Here is a 17,077-nt window from a genome sequence, read left to right as displayed (position 1 = left end):
ATGAATCTCGACCTGCTCAGCCGCCAACTGATCGACCGCTTCCAGCACGGCATGCCGCTGTGCGCGGAGCCTTACAAGGAGATGGCGCGGATTCTCGGTTGTCGCGTAGCCCAGGTGATGGCTTGCCTGGAAGAAATGGATCAGGCCGGCACCCTCTCACGGATCGGCCCGGTGTTCGAACACAGTCGCGCCGGGGCCAGCACCCTCGCCGCCCTCGCCGTGCCCGCCGAACGCTTGCAACAGGTCGCCGAGCACGTCAGCCAGTATCCCGAGGTCAACCATAACTACGCGCGGGAACATTTCTACAACCTGTGGTTTGTGCTGACCGGCCCTGATCGCCGACACATCGAACGCGTTCTCGAACAACTTGAGAAAGACACCGGCCTCATGCCGCTGGATTTGCCGATGTTGACCGCTTACCGCATCGACCTCGGTTTTGCCCTGGGAGAAAGCTCATGAAGCCGGGGTTGAATCCCAAACAGGCACTGGCGCTGCGTCGGCATCTGGAAGGCGGATTGCCGCTGGTATCGCGCCCCTACCTGGCCCTCGCCGAACGGATAGACGCCGACGAAAACCAGGTGCTCGCGCAAATGCATCAGTGGCTCGAGCAAGGGCTGTTTCGCCGGGTCGGCCTGGTGCTCAACCATCGCGCGCTGGGTTTTACCGCCAACGCCATGCTGGTACTGGATGTTCCGGACGCGCTGATCGACGAAGTCGGCCAACGCCTGGGCCGGGCGCACGGCATAACCCTCTGCTACCAACGGCCGCGGCGCCTGCCGCAGTGGCGCTACAACCTCTTTTGCATGGTTCATGGGCGCCAACGTGAGCGGGTCGAATCGCAGATCCAGGCGTTGTTGGAAAAACACCTGCTGAGCGACCTGCCCCACCAACTGCTGTTCAGCACTCACGCATTCAAACAGTGCGGCGGACGCTTTACCCCCTCACCAACCGGAGCCCCCACCCATGGATGACCTCGACCGTCGGCTGATCAACCGCCTGCAACTGGGCCTGCCGCTGGTGCGCCACCCGTGGCAGGCACTGGCCGCCGAACTGGAGAGCAGCAGTACCGAACTGCTCGACCGACTTCATGAACTGCTGGAAGACGGCATGCTCACGCGCTTCGGCCCGATGTTCGACATCGAACGCCTCGGCGGCGCCTTCACCCTTGCCGCATTGGCGGTGCCGGAGGAGCGTTTCGAAGACGTCGCCGAGCAACTGCAGGCCCTGCCTGAAGTGGCGCACAACTACCGACGCGAACACGCCTGGAACATGTGGTTCGTGCTCGGTTGCCCGACCGAACAAGGTATCGCCGAGACCCTGCAGCACATCGAAACCCTGACCGGCCTGCCGCTGCTCAACTTGCCCAAAGAGGAGACGTACCATGTCGGTCTGTACTTCCCGGTCTGAAGCCACCCTGGCTCGGCATCTGATCGAGCTGACCCAGGCCGGCCTGCCGCTGCTGGACGACCCGTGGGCCTGGCTCGCCGAACAGCTGGAGCTGAGCATCGAATCCACCCTGGATTTGCTCAAGCGCTTGCAGGCCGAGGGCGCCATCCGGCGCATCGCCGCCGTCCCCAACCACTATCGCCTGGGTTATCGCTACAACGGCATGACAGTCTGGGATGTGCGCGACACGGACATGCCGCGACTTGGCGCGCTGATCGGGGCGCAGCCTTTTGTCAGCCACTGCTATCGGCGCCCGCGACGAACCGCGTGGCGCTACAACCTGTTCGCCATGGTCCACGGTCGCAGCCGCGAGGAAATCGACAGCTACCGCGAACACCTGCGCTACTTGCTGGGCGACGCCTGCGCCGCCGACGAGATGCTGGTGAGCAGCCGCATCCTGAAGAAAACCGGTTTGCGCGTAGTGCCGGCCAGTTCGACGCATACCGTGTAGCAGCTGGCGAAGCCTGCGTTCGGCTGCGCAGCAGTCGTGAAATCAGGCAGTGCGGTATGTCAGACACATCACGCACACAGGTTTTACGACTGCTGCGCAGCCGAACGCAGCCTCGCAAGCTCGGCAGCTGCTACGGGGATCAGGTTTGCGTTTGCCACACACCCCGACTCAAGGAGATTTGCATGTTGAGGATCAGCCAATACCTGCGTGCCCTGACCGGTCAGGCGCCTGCCCCCAGAACCAGCCCACCGGGCAGCAACCGGCCGCCGGTGGTGATCTGGAACCTGCTCAGGCGCTGCAACCTGACCTGCAAACACTGCTACACCACGTCCGCCGACAGCGTCTTTCGCGATGAACTGGATACGCCCGCCGCACTGACCGTAATCGACGATCTGCACGACGCCGGCGTGAAGGTGCTGATTCTTTCCGGCGGTGAACCGCTGTTGCGCGAGGATCTGTTTGTGCTCAGCGCCTACGCCCGCACCAAGGGTTTGTTTGTGGCGTTGTCCACCAACGGAACGCTGATCAATGAGCAGAACATCACGCAAATCCGCGCGGCGAATTTCGACTATGTCGGGATCAGCATCGATGGCCTGGAAGCCACCCATGATGCATTCCGCCAACTCAAGGGCAGCTTCGCCAGCTCCATGCGGGCGATCCGCCTCTGTCGTGAGCAGGGTATTCGCGTCGGCCTGCGCACTACCCTGACCCAGGAGAACCACCAACAATTGCCGCAATTGCTGGCGCTGATGCGCGAGTACGACGTACAGAAATTTTATCTGTCGCACCTCAACTACAGCGGTCGCGGCAAACGCAGCCGCAAGCTCGACGCCCGGCAGCAGATGAGCCGCGAGGCAATGACGCTGATTTTCGAACAGGCCTGGGAAGACATCGAGCAGGGTCGCGACAGCGATTTTGTCAGCGGCAACAACGACGCCGACGCGATTCTCTTGCTGCAATGGGTGGGCCTGCATCTGCCCGAACATTACCCGCGCCTGGAACACATGCTCAGGGCCTGGGGCGGCAACGCCTCAGGCAGCGGCATCGCCAACATCGACAACACCGGCGAAGTGCATCCTGACACCTACTGGTGGCAGCACTCGGTGGGCAACGTCCGGCACACGCCGTTCCGCACGCTCTGGCTGGACCGGCCGGACGCCTTGTTGCAGCAGCTGCGCGCGCATCCTCGCGCCGTCGGTGGCCGTTGTGGCCAATGCCGCTGGTTGAACATCTGCAACGGCAATACCCGCACTCGTGCCTGGGCCGAAGGCAACCTCTGGGGCCAGGACCCCGGTTGTCACCTCAGCGATGAAGAAATCGGTATGCCGCCATTAATCACCATCCCTTGCGTCATGCACTGAAGCACCCGCCTGGCGAGCCATCTGGCAAAGGATGGGGCCGGCCCACCTGATGAAGAACCAAGGACGTCCCATGCACCCATCGATTGTTTTACCGGCCGCACTTGCGTCCCCGTTCAGACCGGGCGAAGTGGCCCTGGTCGGCGCCGGCCCCGGTGATCCACGCTTGCTGACCCTGCGTGCCTGGAGCCTGTTGATGCAGGCCGACGCCGTGGTTTACGACCGCCTGATCAGCCCCGAGCTGCTGACCTTGATCCCCCTCACCTGCGCGCGGCATTACGTCGGCAAGGCCAGCGGTTGCCACAGCCTGCCCCAGGAACAGATCAACGAACTGCTCGCCGACCTCGCCGATTCGGGGCAGCGGGTGGTCCGGCTCAAGGGAGGCGACCCGTTCATATTCGGCCGTGGCGCCGAGGAGCTGGAGTATCTGCTGCAACGCAACATTGATTGCCAGGTGGTCCCAGGGATTACCGCCGCTTCCGGCTGCAGTGCTTACGCCGGCATTCCGCTGACCCACCGGGACCTGGTCAACTCCTGCCGCTTCATTACCGGGCATTTGCAGCGCGATGGTGAGTTGCAATTGCCCTGGAGCAGCCTCGCCGACAGCAGCCAGACCCTGGTGTTTTACATGGGGTTATCGAACCTCGGGATTATTGCCCAGCGCCTGATCGAAGCCGGAATGGCCGCCGATACACCGGCGGCGCTGATCAGCAATGGCACGCGTCCCGACCAGCACGTCGCCCGGGGCAAGCTGCACCAGTTGCCGACCCTGGCGCTGGATTGCCCACCGGGCATTCCGACGCTGACGGTGATCGGCAAAGTGGTCGATCTGTTCGCTGCCCAACAGCAGGAATACCCGGCGCGCTTTTACTCCGCTCCGGTGCTGCAACGCCACGGCAAGGTGGCGATATGAGGCGCATGCTGCTTGCCCCATTGTTATGGATCGGTGCGGCCCATGCCGGTGCAGCGCTTCCATCCTCCGACGCGGCCGCCGCCCTCTACCAACAACATTGCCAGCGCTGCCATGGCGCCAACCGTTTCGGCGGTACGGGGCCGGCCCTACTGCCCGAGAGTCTGAGCCGGATCAAACCCGATGAAATCCGCAGTGTCATCCAGAATGGTCGCCCCGCGAGTCAGATGACCGGGTATGCCAACGTGTTCAATCCCGCGCAGATCGATGCGCTGGTGAGCTTCCTTCAACAACCACCCGCCACCCCACCCACCTGGAATAACGACGACATTCGCGGCAGTCATTCCATCCTCGCCGACGTCAGCAAACTGCCCGACACGCCACAACATGGCGCCGATCCGCTGAACCTGTTTGTGGTAGTGGAAGCCGGCGACCATCACATCAACATCCTCGACGGCGATCGCTTCGAAGTGCTGGCACGGTTTGCTTCGCACTTTGCGGTGCATGGCGGACCGAAGTTCTCCCCGGATGGACGCTTCGTCTACGTCGCCTCGCGCGATGGCTGGGTCAGCCTGTATGACTTGCACAACCTGAAGCTGATCGCCGAGGTCCGCGCCGGGCTCAATACCCGCAACCTGGCGGTGAGCAAGGATGGCCGCTGGGTGCTGGTGGGCAACTATCTGCCGGGCAACCTTGTGGTGCTCGATGCCCGCGATCTGTCGCTGGTCAAAACCATCCCGGTGATCGGCCAGGACGGCACCGCGTCACGGGTCAGCGCGGTCTACACCGCGCCGCCACGGGACAGTTTCATCGTGGCGCTCAAGGATGTGAAGGAAGTCTGGGAATTGTCGAATGCCGGTACACCGGACTTCGAACCGCGTCGTATCAAGGCCGAAGATGTGCTGGACGATTTTTCCTTTTCACCGGACTACAAGCAACTGCTGGCCACCTCGCGCAAGGCCAAGGGCGGCCAGGTGATCGACCTCGACAGTGGCAAGGTGGTCACCGACATACCGCTGCCGGGCATGCCGCACCTGGGGTCCGGGACCTACTGGAAACGTAACGGTGAGTGGGTGTTCGCCACGCCGAACATCAGCAAGGGACTGATCTCGGTCATCGACTTCAAGACCTGGAAACTGATCAAGGAAATTCCGACCCTGGGGCCGGGCTTCTTCATGCGCAGCCACGTCAACTCGCGGTATGCCTGGACCGACGTGTTCTTCGGGCCTGATAACGATGCGATCCACTTGATTGACAAACAGACTCTGGAAATCGCCCACACCTTGCGCCCGATGCCTGGCAAGACGGCCGCCCATGTCGAGTTCACTCGCGATGGTCGCTACCTGTTGCTGAGCATCTGGGCCACCGAGGGCGCGCTGATTGTGTATGACAGCAACACCCTTAAGGAGATCAAGCGACTGCCGATGAACAAGCCGTCGGGTAAGTACAACGTCGGTAACAAGATTGAGTTTGTGGAGGGGACTTCGCATTAGGGTTATGGGCTTGGGCTTGGGTTTGGGTTTATATCCGTTTCTGCGGTAACGGCTGCTATTGGTTCCGCTCTTACAGCGGGTTACTTGGAAAAGCGCCAAGTAACCAAGCGCTTCTGCCCCTGTCGTTCGGTGCCTCGCCCAGGCTCGGCATGCGGGCCGACCTGGGCATCAAGCGGGCGCGCTTCGCTGACTTGATCGTCCACATCCTCTGGAAGCAACCCTGGTTAATGGTGGGAGCGGGCTTGCTCGCGAAGGCGGACTTACATTCAACATCTATATCGACTGACACGGCCTCTTCGCGAGCAAGCCCGCTCCCACAGTTGGAATTTTGTCAGGCATGGCATTCGGGCAACCACCGCTGACCCGACTTGACCGAACCAACATCAGGTCGGCTATCAGGCCGCCTCGCTTTGGCTTTTGATCTGGCTTTTGATTTTGATCTTGATCTGCCCCGTCGGAAGGCCGAGCGCAGGTTCTGCGCAGTGGGCAACCCGGCATGGATGCCGGGTTAGCCGCCCCCGGCCATGGATGGCCGATGGCGGCGGGCCCACGGAGCAGGACCGGAGTGAGGGTATGGCGAGCCTAGGCGAGCCACCGTACGTCAGGGGCGAAAGCGTTTGGTTACTTTGCGCTTTTCAAAGTAACCCGCCGTAAGGGCGGAACCCTAAGTAGCCGTTGCCGCAGAAATGGATATGTACTCGATCAACAAACCACAGACCGCCCTCGCAACCCAAGTGTGGATGTTCACCCATCACCCCAACGAATAACCGTTATCAACCTTCCAATCCTGCCCATAAACACCCCGGGCGCCTTGGGACAGTTGAAAGATAATCACATTGGCCACCGCCGACGCATCGAGGAAATGCCCCGGCAGCAGACGTTTGCCCAAGGTGTCAGCGACGTCATCGAGCTCACCGTCACTCAACCCCAGGTTGTCCCACATCGAAGTCGCGGTCGGCCCCGGCGAGACCAGATTGATGCGCACGTCATAACGCGCAAACTCCACCGCCAATGTGCGTGCCTGAGCCACCAGCGCGGCCTTGCTGGCGATGCAGGCAGCCAGACCGGGAAAGCTCGAACCGGTCAGGAAACTACCGACAAACACCACCGAAGCCGGGCTCGCCAACTCACCGCGCAACGCCGCCAGGGTGTTCAACGCCCCGGCACCGTTGACCGCCCATTGGCGCTGGAAGGCCGGCATGTCCAGGCTGTCGGCCATTTCGGCAATGCCCGCGTTGGGCACCAGATAATCCACCCGCCCCAGCGCCGCCGCCCTCCGGGCCAGCCCTTGCAAGTCGTCCTCGCACGTGACGTCCCCGGCACACCATTGCAGCCGTTCACCGTAGATCTGCTGCAAGGCTGGCAAATCACCGGCAGTGCGTGACATCGCCAGCACCTTAACCCCACGCGGCAACAGCGCGGCGCACAACGCCAGGCCAATCCCGGAACTGGCACCGGTGATCACCGCCAGACGATCCTGAAACTCGGTTTGCATCATGTTCTCCTGGGCATCGTTAATGCCAAGCACTGGGGACGTTGTGAGCCCCTATCTTTGAACAGACGCAGAAATACTGACTTGACGGGGATCACTTTTCTCGATGGCTCGCCGATCAATGAGTCGAGTACGACATCGCTGGCTGCTGCTGAAGCACCGCCAGAGCGCCCGACGCCTCAAACGGTGCGGGAAAACCGGCCTTTTTGCTCCCCTCCCAGATAGGCGTCAAATGCCATCGCGGCACTGCGCATCATCAAATGCCCTTGCGGCAACAGCACCAACTCGTCGCTGTGAATCTGCAACAGTCCGTCACGCACCTGCTCGTCCAGTTGCGCCAGCGAATCGGCAAAATACTCGGTGAAGCAAATGCCATGACCCGCTTCGAACTTGGCGAAATCGATCCTGCCGTGGCACATCAGGTCGCTGATCACTTCGCGGCGCAGCAAGTCATCGGCGCTCAAGCGGTAACCTCGATGCACCGGCAACAAGCCTTGATCGATACGGGCGTAGTACTGCGAAAGCTCTTTGACGCTCTGGCTGTAGCTGTCGCCGACCTTGCCGATCGAAGACACCCCAAGGCCGATCAAGTCGCAGTCGGCATGGGTCGAGTAGCCCTGAAAATTGCGTTGCAGGGTGCCATGGGTGCGGGCCAGCGCCAGTTCGTCGTCCGGCAAGGCGAAATGGTCCATGCCGATATAGACATAACCGGCCTCGGTCAGGCGGCGGATGGTCAACTCCAGCAACTCCAGCTTGCGCTCCGGTGGCGGCATGTCCGCCGGGCGAATCAACCGTTGCGCGCGCACCAGCTCCGGCAAATGCGCGTAGCTGTAAGCGGCAATCCGGTCCGGGCGCAGGGCGATGATCTTGCTGAGGGTGATGTCGAAACTGTTCACGGTTTGCAGTGGCAGGCCGTAAATCAGATCGACGCTGATCGACTTGAATTGCGCCTCACGCGCCGCCGCGACCAGCGCATAGATCTGCTCTTCACTTTGCTGGCGATTGACCGCCGCCTGCACGTCGGGATCGAAGTCCTGCACGCCGAAGCTCAGGCGATTGAACCCCAGTTGGCGCAGCGACTGGATCTGCTCGGTGTTGATGGTGCGCGGGTCGACCTCGATGGAAAACTCATGCTCATCGCTGTCGTCCATGTCGAACGCCTGGTGCAAGCAGTCCATCAGATCCGCCAGCTGCTCACGGGTCAAATACGTCGGCGTGCCCCCGCCCAGGTGCAGTTGCGTGAGCTTGCGCGTGCTGTCGAACAAGGCCGCCTGCATCACGATTTCACGTTTGAGGTACGTCAGGTATTCGACGGCCCGATGGGTTTTCCGGGTAATGATTTTGTTGCAGGCGCAGTAGTAGCAAAGGCTCTTGCAGAACGGAATATGGATATACACCGACAACGGCTTGGGCACCGCCGCCAGGTTGCTGGCGGAGGCGGCACGCTGATAGTCGTCGACGGCAAACGCCTGATGAAACTGCGGCGCCGTGGGGTAAGAGGTATAACGCGGCCCTGGGCGGTCATATTTTTCGACCAGGGCTCGATCGAAATCGAATGCAGGTTTCATGATCAATCAACTCGCAGGTGGGTTAATGCCTTGCATTGCCCGAATCTTTTTCAAACAGGTTGCAAATGGCATCCACTTCCGGCCGGCCGGCGGGAAGAATGCTGATGAAACGGTCCGACAATTCGATCAACCCCTCACGACTCAATTGCTCCAGCAATGGCCAGACAGATGAAAAATACTGATGGAAAATCAGCCCATAGCGCCGCTCGATGGCGCGGATATCCAGCTCTTGATCACACGCCAGACGCTCCATGACCATGTGCCGTATCTGATCCCCCGCCTCGAAACGCCAGCCACGAGACGTCGGCAATTGGCCCCGGTCCAGTTGCTGCTGATAGCGCTCGATTGCGTCGGTGTTTTGCGTGTACAAATCGTCGATCTGACTGATAGCCCCCAAACCGAAGCCGATATGGTCGCAATAGCCGTGACGGGTAAAACCGTCACACGTGCGACGTAACCGGCCGCGCTCCTGAGCGATCGCCAGATCATCGTCGGGCCGCACAAACTGCCCCATACCGATGTAGTGATAGCCCACAGCGATCAACTGTTCGAAGGCGATCTGGCGCATCGCGCCTTTATCGTCCTGGCTGCACAGTTCCCTGACCTTGCCGCCGAGCCTTGGCCGATAGCGGCGTGGTGGTCGGGCATAGTCGAACACCATCAACCTGTCCGGCTCCAGCTCAATGATCGCCGCCAGCTTCAGCGCGAAGCTTTCTGGCGTTTGCCAGGCATGGCCAAAACCCAGATCGACATTGATCGATCGATAACCAAAGGTGCGGGCGGCATCGATCAGTGAATGAATGGGGGCCGGGTTCTGATAGCAGGCCACCGACATGTCACAGTCGGTGTCGATATCCGGAACGCCAATGCTGACATGATTGAATCCCTGGTTGCGCAGCGCGCCCATGGTCGTCCAATCGGTATGGTGAAGGTCGACGTCAACGCTGTAGTCGCCGCACTCATGTTCGAGAAAGTTGAACCGGCCACGCAGATGACTCATCAGCCGCTCGAGATCAGCGCTGATGGGTGTTCCGCCGCCCAGATGAAATTGTTCGACCCGCTGCTGCGAACTCAGGTGGCAACCGACGAGGTCGATCTCGTGTTCCAGGCGCTGGAGGTACTGTTCGATGTCGCCATGCTCGCAGGAGGCATCGCGCGGGGAACAAAAGGATGGCTTGAGCCGGGAAGGCAACTGCACGTTCAGGGCGATCGGGCGTCGTTTCTGGCGGCTGACGCGCAAGGCACGGAGCAAATCCAGGGAGCCTATGCCGTCATGAAACTTTTGCGTGTCGGCATGGCAGTTGGGGTCGAGTACGCCCTGATCGCACCGAGCGATCAGCTCGCCGGGGGCGTGAGAAAAATCGAGCATGACAGGTCTCCGAGACTGGCTGCGGATCAACAGTGTCCGGGATTGGCGATCCATGCTCCTTGACTTGTATCAAGCGCAAGCCACGTGCTTGCAGGACAGACCTTGGGGCAAAGCCGCTCACCACGTCAGGTAAAACATCCCCTTGGCCAGCAGCACGATGACGACCATATGGCAGAACACACTGCCATGGATGAAATGCAGGTAGCGAGCGTTCATTCGGCCGCTTTTGAACAAAAACATGGCGACCAGGAAATGCAGCAGCACGCTCACGGCAACCATGATTTTCAGCAGCAACAAGGTGCTGAACGATGAGGCCATTGGCGTTGCAAGAACGGGTAAATAGCGCAGCCAGACCATGCCCAGCCCCGCGCCGAACAGTACCAGCAGCACCCACGGCATCAGCGTGCGGGCGCGGCGGCCAATACCCTGCTCGACCAGCAGCATTACTTTGGCGGGCAACTGTTTGCGGATGCTTTCCAGGAACAGGACTTCGAAGAACACCGTGCCGATAAAGATAAGGGCGGCAAACAGATGAAAGGTCAAAAACAGCGGATAGAGCATGAATGTTCGCCCTCGGTTCAGCTGTAGGTTTCTGCGCAGAATACAGAGCAAGTCGACTCAGGCGATTGACATCAATCAAGAAACCCGCAATGCGGCCTGGCCGCGGGTTGCGAACACAAGCGGCGACCCTGTTTTTCTGAAGGCGTTGCTGGTTAGACAGCCTCAACGATCACCTTGAAACTATTGTCTAAGCTTAAGCTTCAGCATGAGGGCCCAGCCATGTGCGGACGACTTTCGCAGTATCGAGGTATCCACGAGTTCGTGGCGGCGCTGAGCATGCCCAACGCCCTGGTCAATAATGCTGGCGATCAGCCGCTCGAGCTCTACAACGCCGCGCCGTCGACTCCGCTCGCCCTCCTCCACGAAGAAAGCGGCATGCTGCACGCCGACAGGGTTCGTTGGGGCTGGCGACCGCACTGGGCCAGGGATCACGCGACACCGATCAACGCCAGGGTCGAGAAAGTTGCCCACGACCCGTTCTTCAAGGAGATATGGCCGCACCGGGCAATTATTGCCATCGACAACTGGTTTGAATGGGTTTACGAGGGCGGCCCGAAGAAACAGCCTTACCTGATCCGTCGCAAGGATCGTGCGCCGATCCTGTGCGCCGCGATTGGTCAGTATCCAAGGTACGAAAAGCAGCCGGACGAGCATGACGGCTTCGTGATCATTACCGCGGACAGTGAAGGCGGCATGGTGGATGTTCACGATCGGCGGCCAGTGACGCTCAGTCCCGAATTGGCACGGGAATGGATTGATCCATACACGCCCAAGGAGCGCGCCCAACAGATACTCCTGCAGCAACGCGAACCTTGCGACGTCTTCGAATGGTTCAAAGTGGACATGGCCGTGGGTAATGTGAGGAACCAGGGCTCAGAACTGATAGAGCCTATCGACGGCCCGAGCACATGACTCGCCCCTGGATTGCGAATCCCCAATGAGACTGCGCCACCATGACGAGCGGGGACAAAACAATCGGAACCCGCACTTCCCCTCCCAGTCGAAAAATTTGGCAGCCCTTAATCACCGAAGCATCACTTTAAAGGAGTCTTTTCATGAAGATTTCGGAAGTCATGACGAAAGATGTTTTAACAGCCAAGCCAAGCCAGACGATCCAGGAGGCCGCGAACATGATGGCCAGGATCGATAGCGGCGCCATTATGGTTGAGGAACAGGAGCGTCTGGTTGGCATGATAACGGACCGGGATATAGCCATTAGAGCCGTAGCCGAAGGACTTCCAGGCAAAACCCCTATCAGCAAAGTAATGACTGGCGGCATCCGCTATTGCTTTGAGGATGAAGACATAGAGCATGTGGCAAAGAACATGGCGGATGTGCAACTGCGTCGCCTCCCCGTACTTAACCGGGAAAAGCGTCTGGTGGGCGTCGTATCGCTGGGAAACATTGCCAGCACTCGATCTCAATCCGCCGCTGCTACGGTATTGCGCGGAGTGGCACAGGCTCATCATTAACCGGGCCGCTAAGCGTTCATCAGGATCAAAGCTCGCATGGATCTGGCACGCTCGCCTGGCCTGGCCTGGAATCCCGTTCGAAACCCGGCTTCAGGGTCAGGCGAGTCCTTGTGCACACATCCACCGCAACCGTCTCGCCGAGATAACCGTCCCACACCCAGTGTATCGTTCGCTGGGTCGCATGCTTATTGCACGACACATCAGTTCGGCTCGACGAGCAGGTCCTTGTCCTCCGCGCCTAGCGCCGGCTCTTGGTCTTCCAATTTGTCAGTTTCACGCTTCTTTTTCAGTCGGGCTCGTGTGCGCTCGGTGTCATAGGTTTTTCCGTCGGCCAAGGCGTTCAGGGTTGTTGAGATCCGATAGAAACCACCGCACGGCTCACAATAAATGCGCAAGCCACCCCCGTACGAAAGATCTTCCAGCGCATTAGTGTTTCCACAAAGCGGACAGTTCATAGCCACCTCCTGATCATTCAGTTAGCCGCTTTCAGCCCGCCATAAATGCTGACAACCTGGGTAGGTGTGATTACGAATAGCGGGGACATGTTGATATCGACAGGGGCTATCCATGGAGGTTGCTTGTTTTTTTGTCGATAGATCGAGCAATACCTGCGTGAGCCCCTGTAGGAGCTGCCGAAGGCTGCTCCTACAGGGGAACGGTGTTACAGCCAGGACCTAATCCGAAGTCAGCGGCTCCCTGGAGCGAATCGGCGCGATGACCGACCTCTCCTCGGTGTCGCGATGCAATAAGGCAACGTGGTAGTCATAGGTGGATATCAACGGCACCGGTTCATCCATTCGAGACATCTCAAGCCATCGTCTTGTGCGTTCGATGTCAAAGAACTCGTTCTTTAATTCCATTTTCGCCACAAGGTTCGCAGAGACCTTGTAGCATCCACATCCGGCCGGGCATTTGACTTCTGACCAGTCTCCAGCCGCGTGAACAGCATTAGAGGCAGCCTGACAGATTAGGCACTTCATGTTCGATCTCCGTATCCATGAACTACCAACTGTAGACGATCCGCGACCAAGGAGCGTTCACTTCGCAGAAAGAAAAGCATCAAAAAGCGAAGAGCCCAGCGCAATGGCTGGGCTCAAGTTATCTTCTGTTTTCCAGCATCTTATCGGCGAGTGCTTTGGCCCTTTGGATTAACAGATTCTGCCTGTCTTCGTGGGTGGCTTCTCCTACCACCGGTGCCGTCAGATTGCTTTCGGCAATCAACGCGGCACAGAAGTATTGATCCCAAACAGCGCCTTGCTCCGACTCCTGTCTATTCATTTGGTCGGCGATCATATGCGGCTCCTTTTGCTGAGGTAGCTTTTTAAGTTTACTCCCGAATCGTGGACTACCCGCGTCGCGAAGGATGACCGGCACCTCATTGCCATCCGCTCACTGGCGACAAGTCGTTTCCTCAACTAGGATTTTTAGCGCACAGGACTTCGCCCACTGTGTTGTCGGGCGATTCATCAAAGGAGAGATAGATGACATCTACTCGAATTTCCGAGCAAACCTATCGTGGATGGTCCAACCCCATCTTGCTCGAACTCAAGGAAAGAGAACATCAGCTAAGCCCTTCGGCACGCCAGGCTCTGCAAAATGTCCTGGTGGAAAGAAGGCTTCTTGACACTGGCAACCCATCCGGCAGCGATCGGCGCAAGGCTGATCCAGCCGGGTAACGACAGGCATCAATAACGTTTGTCCATCATGCTCATCATCGACGCTGCTGGCTCTCTGCCGGCAGCACGCTCATAAGCCATTCCAAATTCCAGACAAAAAAAAGCCCAGGCAGCTGATGGACGCCTGGGCTTTAAAAATGCATAAACCGTGGTGGTGAACGCGGGGTAATATTACCCAATCGCGGGACTTGTAACAAGATATTCTGACTCACTATCCAGTTACTAAATCTCCTAACCCATTAAATATCCACACTATTTTCAAGTCATCTGCTGACTGTTCCGCTCCCGACACCATCGCTTGTAGCAGAAAAAGCTCCCCGTGCATCGCGCACCAGCTCACGCCATTCGGCGTTGTTTATGAGCCCGGCCCCTTCCATTTCATCCGCCGCCTTCAGCAGTTTGTCGTAGTGTTCTTCACAATCCATCCCGGCCTCCGGTTCTCTCAAGAGCCGGTACCAGGCATCGAGGGCTGCCTTTTTTCGATCATCATTCATAGCCAAACTCCCTAGGGCTGTCAGCTCTTGGAAGTTGATTCAGGAATGACCGTTCCTCCGTTCCGACATACGGCAGCTGCGGGCGTTACAAACAATCCCGGACAGCCTGGCGCAGCGCCCCTGACTTGGCCCACGGAGGCCCTTGGTAAAGCGATACCCGGCTGCCATCCTTCGATTTCACGATAACCAGAATTTCGTCAGCTGTAATGACGCTGGGTGCGGTGATCCGGTAGCCATTGGAAATCGGCGATTGCGTCGATCCCGGAATGTCCTGACGCCATAACGGTAATACACACGCGGCATATTCCTTGGGCGCCTTATCGCTGTATTTGCTGATATTGGGCTCGCCGGGCACCACGGATGCGGGTAATGAACAGCCCGCCAACACAGCCACCGCTATTCCCGCTATCAACATGCGCATAACGCTTCCTTATCCTGAAAAACGGGAAATGTAGCCTGCAATTGCGCAGACATCCAGCGGACACCCGACGCTCTCTATACAGGGGCTTCGCCCTGCCCCGGCTCGGCCCCCGAGCCGGAATCGGGATACGACCTAGCATTCAGGTACGTCATCCATCGCTCATACGCTTCATGCTGCCATTTCGTGACCCGCTCCCATTCCGGGCCGCTCAACTGATGGGCCGAGATCAGTTTCATCATTTCCGTGGTTGCCGTATCCAGGTCAACGATCAGCTCATGCGCATGGTGTCTGAAATCATCGGTAATCGTCATTTGAGATGGCCTCCCTAGCGAATGAATCATTACCTCAATACGACAGCAGAGCTGTTCATTCGCGTTAATGTTCCCGACCAATGGAAGCACCTTCCCTCTCTACCCCTTCACGCAGACCACCTGTCGCAAGGTGTGCACTACTTCCACCAGATCACGCTGGGCGTACATGACTTTATCGATGTCCTTATAAGCCATCGGAATCTCATCGATGACCGCCGCATCCTTGCGGCACTCCACATGAGCGGTCGCGCGGATCTGGTCTGCGACAGTGAAGGTGTTTTTGGCTTTGGTGCGGCTCATGGTCCGACCGGCACCGTGGCTGCAGGAACAGAACGATTGCTCGTTGCCGAGCCCTCGAACGATGAAGCTTTTGGCGCCCATGGAGCCGGGAATGATCCCCAGTTCGCCCTTCTTCGCCGACACCGCGCCCTTGCGGGTGACCAGCACGTCTTCGCCGAAGTGCCGCTCTTTCTGCACGTAATTGTGGTGACAGTTCACAGCCTCCAGCGCGACCTCGAAGGGTTTGCGGATCACTTGCCGCGCGGCCTGAATCACCGCCTGCATCATCAAGGCCCGGTTCTGCCGGGCGAAGTCCTGAGCCCAACCCACCGCTTCGACGTAGTCATCGAAATGCCGGCTGCCTTCCTTGAAATAGGCCAGATCGCGGTCCGGCAGATTGGCGATGTGCTGGCGCATGTCCGCTTGAGCCAATTGAATGAACAGAGTTCCGATAGCATTGCCAACGCCGCGAGAACCGCTGTGCAACATGAACCAGACGCGGTTGGTTTCATCCAGGCAGACCTCGATGAAGTGATTACCGGTACCGAGAGTGCCCAGGTGCTGACGGTTGTTGGTGCTGGCGAGTTTCGGGTATTTGTCGGTGATCGCCTTGAACCGTGAGCTAAGCGCCGCCCAGGCTTGATCGGCCTGGTGTGGAACATGGTTCCAGGCGCCTTCATCGCGGCGGCCACGGCTCAACGTGCGGCCATGGGGCACGGCCTTTTCGATGGCGCTGCGCAGGCCGTGCAGGTTGTCTGGCAAGTCGGCGGCGGTCAGTGACGTGCGCGCGGCAATCATGCCGCAGCCGATGTCCACCCCCACGGCCGCCGGAATGATCGCGCCCACGGTGGGGATCACGCTGCCGATGGTGGACCCTTTGCCCAGATGCACATCCGGCATCACTGCCAGATGCTTGAAGATGAACGGCATCTTCGCGATATTGATCAATTGCTGCCGGGCTTCGCTTTCAACCGGCACTCCCTCGGCCCAGAGTTTGATCGGCTTGCCGTTGGCGACTTCCAGCAATTGGTAGACAGGTTTTTGCATGATTTCGACTCTCTTGCGGTCAGACGAACATAACGCTCCAGACAGGTAAATAGGACTACTATTTCGTAGCGGGGAATTGCAGGAGGTCATCATGTGGCTTAACGAATATGAACAGCAACTTCGGCGCGACCTGCAAGGTGTAGCCTCGGACCTGAGGTGGTCGGCGGTAGAGCTTTTGCGCATCGCAGAGCAGTTGCGCCAGGCCGGCAATGATGTGGACGCAGAGGCAACACTAAGGTTGTGCGCGTTGTTCCAGGGCGATGAAGAGCGACTGGCGGGCTATGCTGAAGAAGTGAAAGCAAAATCCATCACTCGAACGAAAGTTCACTAGAGAGCGCTGCCATGAACAAGCCTCTATGCGCGCTGATCGCCGTGCTGGCGGCGTCAGGTGGCTGCAACACGGAATCACATATTTATCGAGACCAACCGCTGGTCGCCAAGGTCGAGACTGGCATGAGCAAGGAACAAGTCCAGCAGATTGGCGGCCAGCCTTTATCAATAACGAAGCGCACGGTGGAACCTGGTACCTGCTTTGACTACAAGCTGATCCAGGCCGGCCATCAGCAGCCGTACAACGTCAGTTTCGACAAGCTGGGCAAGGTCGACCACAAAAGCTTCATGACCTGTGCGCAATGGAGTCGTGCCCAACAAAAAGCCAGAGAATATTCCCCTTCCACAGGCGGGATGGGTGGCGGCGGGTATTGACCCCTGTAGCAGCTGCCGAGCCTG

22 protein-coding genes are annotated in these 17,077 nt (G+C 58.9%); 12 read left to right on the top strand and 10 right to left on the bottom strand.

The annotated features are described in order from the left end of the window. The 7 genes from PMI36_RS04885 to PMI36_RS04915 all read left to right on the top strand — a co-directional run bounded on the left by PMI36_RS04885 (window position 1) and on the right by PMI36_RS04915 (window position 5,658). The gene (locus tag PMI36_RS04885) at window positions 1-459 is read left to right on the top strand and encodes an Lrp/AsnC family transcriptional regulator (RefSeq protein ID WP_008075028.1); all 459 of its coding nucleotides are present in this window, start codon (window positions 1-3) and stop codon (window positions 457-459) included. Continuing rightward, a complete protein-coding gene (gene ahbB, locus PMI36_RS04890; protein WP_008075026.1) occupies window positions 456-971 on the top strand; it encodes a siroheme decarboxylase subunit beta in 516 nt (171 codons plus the stop codon). Before PMI36_RS04885 ends, ahbB (PMI36_RS04890) begins: the two co-directional genes overlap by 4 nt. Beyond that, window positions 964-1,407, top strand: a complete 444-nt coding sequence (locus PMI36_RS04895) for an Lrp/AsnC family transcriptional regulator (RefSeq protein ID WP_008075024.1) — start codon at window positions 964-966, stop codon at window positions 1,405-1,407. The genes ahbB (PMI36_RS04890) and PMI36_RS04895 overlap by 8 nt, the downstream gene beginning before the upstream one ends. Continuing rightward, window positions 1,382-1,897: a siroheme decarboxylase subunit beta gene (gene ahbB, locus PMI36_RS04900; RefSeq protein ID WP_008075022.1), complete on the top strand. Its 516-nt coding sequence runs from the start codon at window positions 1,382-1,384 to the stop codon at window positions 1,895-1,897. The genes PMI36_RS04895 and ahbB (PMI36_RS04900) overlap by 26 nt, the downstream gene beginning before the upstream one ends. Before the next feature lie 182 nt (window positions 1,898-2,079). Beyond that, window positions 2,080-3,258 (top strand): heme d1 biosynthesis radical SAM protein NirJ, encoded by a 1,179-nt coding sequence (nirJ, locus tag PMI36_RS04905; RefSeq protein ID WP_008075021.1) that lies wholly within the window; start codon window positions 2,080-2,082, stop codon window positions 3,256-3,258. A gap of 70 nt (window positions 3,259-3,328) precedes the next feature. Next, on the top strand, window positions 3,329-4,168 hold the full coding sequence (gene cobA / locus PMI36_RS04910) for a uroporphyrinogen-III C-methyltransferase (RefSeq protein WP_008075018.1): 840 nt from the start codon (window positions 3,329-3,331) through the stop codon (window positions 4,166-4,168). Then, window positions 4,165-5,658, top strand: coding sequence for a cytochrome D1 domain-containing protein (locus PMI36_RS04915; RefSeq protein WP_008075016.1), 1,494 nt, complete (start codon window positions 4,165-4,167; stop codon window positions 5,656-5,658). The genes cobA and PMI36_RS04915 overlap by 4 nt, the downstream gene beginning before the upstream one ends. A gap of 751 nt (window positions 5,659-6,409) precedes the next feature. Here PMI36_RS04915 and PMI36_RS04920 read toward each other — a convergent pair. From PMI36_RS04920 to PMI36_RS04935, 4 genes are all read right to left on the bottom strand, one after another. Continuing rightward, complete coding sequence (locus PMI36_RS04920) at window positions 6,410-7,153, bottom strand: SDR family NAD(P)-dependent oxidoreductase (protein ID WP_008075013.1); 744 nt, start codon at window positions 7,151-7,153, stop codon at window positions 6,410-6,412. Between the two features lie 176 nt (window positions 7,154-7,329). Further along, complete coding sequence (gene hemN / locus PMI36_RS04925; RefSeq protein WP_008075011.1) at window positions 7,330-8,718, bottom strand: oxygen-independent coproporphyrinogen III oxidase; 1,389 nt, start codon at window positions 8,716-8,718, stop codon at window positions 7,330-7,332. A 22-nt stretch (window positions 8,719-8,740) separates the two neighbouring features. Continuing rightward, complete coding sequence (locus PMI36_RS04930; protein ID WP_008075010.1) at window positions 8,741-10,087, bottom strand: coproporphyrinogen III oxidase; 1,347 nt, start codon at window positions 10,085-10,087, stop codon at window positions 8,741-8,743. A gap of 117 nt (window positions 10,088-10,204) precedes the next feature. Then, on the bottom strand, window positions 10,205-10,648 hold the full coding sequence (locus PMI36_RS04935) for a CopD family copper resistance protein (RefSeq protein ID WP_008075008.1): 444 nt from the start codon (window positions 10,646-10,648) through the stop codon (window positions 10,205-10,207). Window positions 10,649-10,867: 219 nt separating this feature from the next. Here PMI36_RS04935 and PMI36_RS04940 point away from each other — a divergent pair, with 219 nt between their 5' ends. Continuing rightward, a complete protein-coding gene (locus PMI36_RS04940; protein WP_008075006.1) occupies window positions 10,868-11,560 on the top strand; it encodes an SOS response-associated peptidase family protein in 693 nt (230 codons plus the stop codon). A 143-nt stretch (window positions 11,561-11,703) separates the two neighbouring features. Then, window positions 11,704-12,120, top strand: a complete 417-nt coding sequence (locus PMI36_RS04945) for a CBS domain-containing protein (RefSeq protein ID WP_008075004.1) — start codon at window positions 11,704-11,706, stop codon at window positions 12,118-12,120. 200 nt (window positions 12,121-12,320) lie between these two features. Here PMI36_RS04945 and PMI36_RS04950 read toward each other — a convergent pair whose 3' ends face one another. Continuing rightward, window positions 12,321-12,575 carry a hypothetical protein gene (locus PMI36_RS04950; protein ID WP_008075001.1) on the bottom strand — a complete coding sequence of 85 codons (255 nt, stop codon included), beginning with the start codon at window positions 12,573-12,575 and terminating at the stop codon, window positions 12,321-12,323. A 643-nt stretch (window positions 12,576-13,218) separates the two neighbouring features. Then, window positions 13,219-13,413, bottom strand: coding sequence for a hypothetical protein (locus PMI36_RS04960; protein ID WP_007895586.1), 195 nt, complete (start codon window positions 13,411-13,413; stop codon window positions 13,219-13,221). Window positions 13,414-13,601: 188 nt separating this feature from the next. Here PMI36_RS04960 and PMI36_RS30975 point away from each other — a divergent pair, with 188 nt between their 5' ends. Continuing rightward, on the top strand, window positions 13,602-13,796 hold the full coding sequence (locus PMI36_RS30975; protein WP_008074997.1) for a hypothetical protein: 195 nt from the start codon (window positions 13,602-13,604) through the stop codon (window positions 13,794-13,796). A 263-nt stretch (window positions 13,797-14,059) separates the two neighbouring features. Here the strand turns inward: PMI36_RS30975 and PMI36_RS04965 are convergent, their stop codons facing one another. The 4 genes from PMI36_RS04965 to PMI36_RS04980 form a co-directional block, all read right to left on the bottom strand. After that, the gene (locus PMI36_RS04965; RefSeq protein ID WP_008074996.1) at window positions 14,060-14,290 is read right to left on the bottom strand and encodes a hypothetical protein; all 231 of its coding nucleotides are present in this window, start codon (window positions 14,288-14,290) and stop codon (window positions 14,060-14,062) included. Window positions 14,291-14,375: 85 nt separating this feature from the next. Continuing rightward, window positions 14,376-14,711, bottom strand: a complete 336-nt coding sequence (locus PMI36_RS04970) for a hypothetical protein (protein ID WP_008074995.1) — start codon at window positions 14,709-14,711, stop codon at window positions 14,376-14,378. A 74-nt stretch (window positions 14,712-14,785) separates the two neighbouring features. Further along, a complete protein-coding gene (locus tag PMI36_RS04975) occupies window positions 14,786-15,022 on the bottom strand; it encodes a hypothetical protein (RefSeq protein ID WP_008074994.1) in 237 nt (78 codons plus the stop codon). A gap of 99 nt (window positions 15,023-15,121) precedes the next feature. After that, window positions 15,122-16,348: an RtcB family protein gene (locus tag PMI36_RS04980; protein ID WP_008074993.1), complete on the bottom strand. Its 1,227-nt coding sequence runs from the start codon at window positions 16,346-16,348 to the stop codon at window positions 15,122-15,124. Between the two features lie 91 nt (window positions 16,349-16,439). Between PMI36_RS04980 and PMI36_RS04985 the strand changes: the two genes are divergently transcribed. Further along, window positions 16,440-16,679: a hypothetical protein gene (locus PMI36_RS04985; protein WP_007895573.1), complete on the top strand. Its 240-nt coding sequence runs from the start codon at window positions 16,440-16,442 to the stop codon at window positions 16,677-16,679. A gap of 11 nt (window positions 16,680-16,690) precedes the next feature. Next, the gene (osmE, locus tag PMI36_RS04990) at window positions 16,691-17,053 is read left to right on the top strand and encodes an osmotically-inducible lipoprotein OsmE (RefSeq protein WP_008074992.1); all 363 of its coding nucleotides are present in this window, start codon (window positions 16,691-16,693) and stop codon (window positions 17,051-17,053) included. Window positions 17,054-17,077 lie beyond the last annotated feature (24 nt).

The organism is Pseudomonas sp. GM79 (assembly GCF_000282495.1).
In the GTDB taxonomy this organism is placed as follows: Bacteria; Pseudomonadota; Gammaproteobacteria; order Pseudomonadales; family Pseudomonadaceae; genus Aquipseudomonas.
Note: the sequence above shows the minus strand (reverse complement) of the source record. Positions and strands in the feature narration are given on the sequence as shown.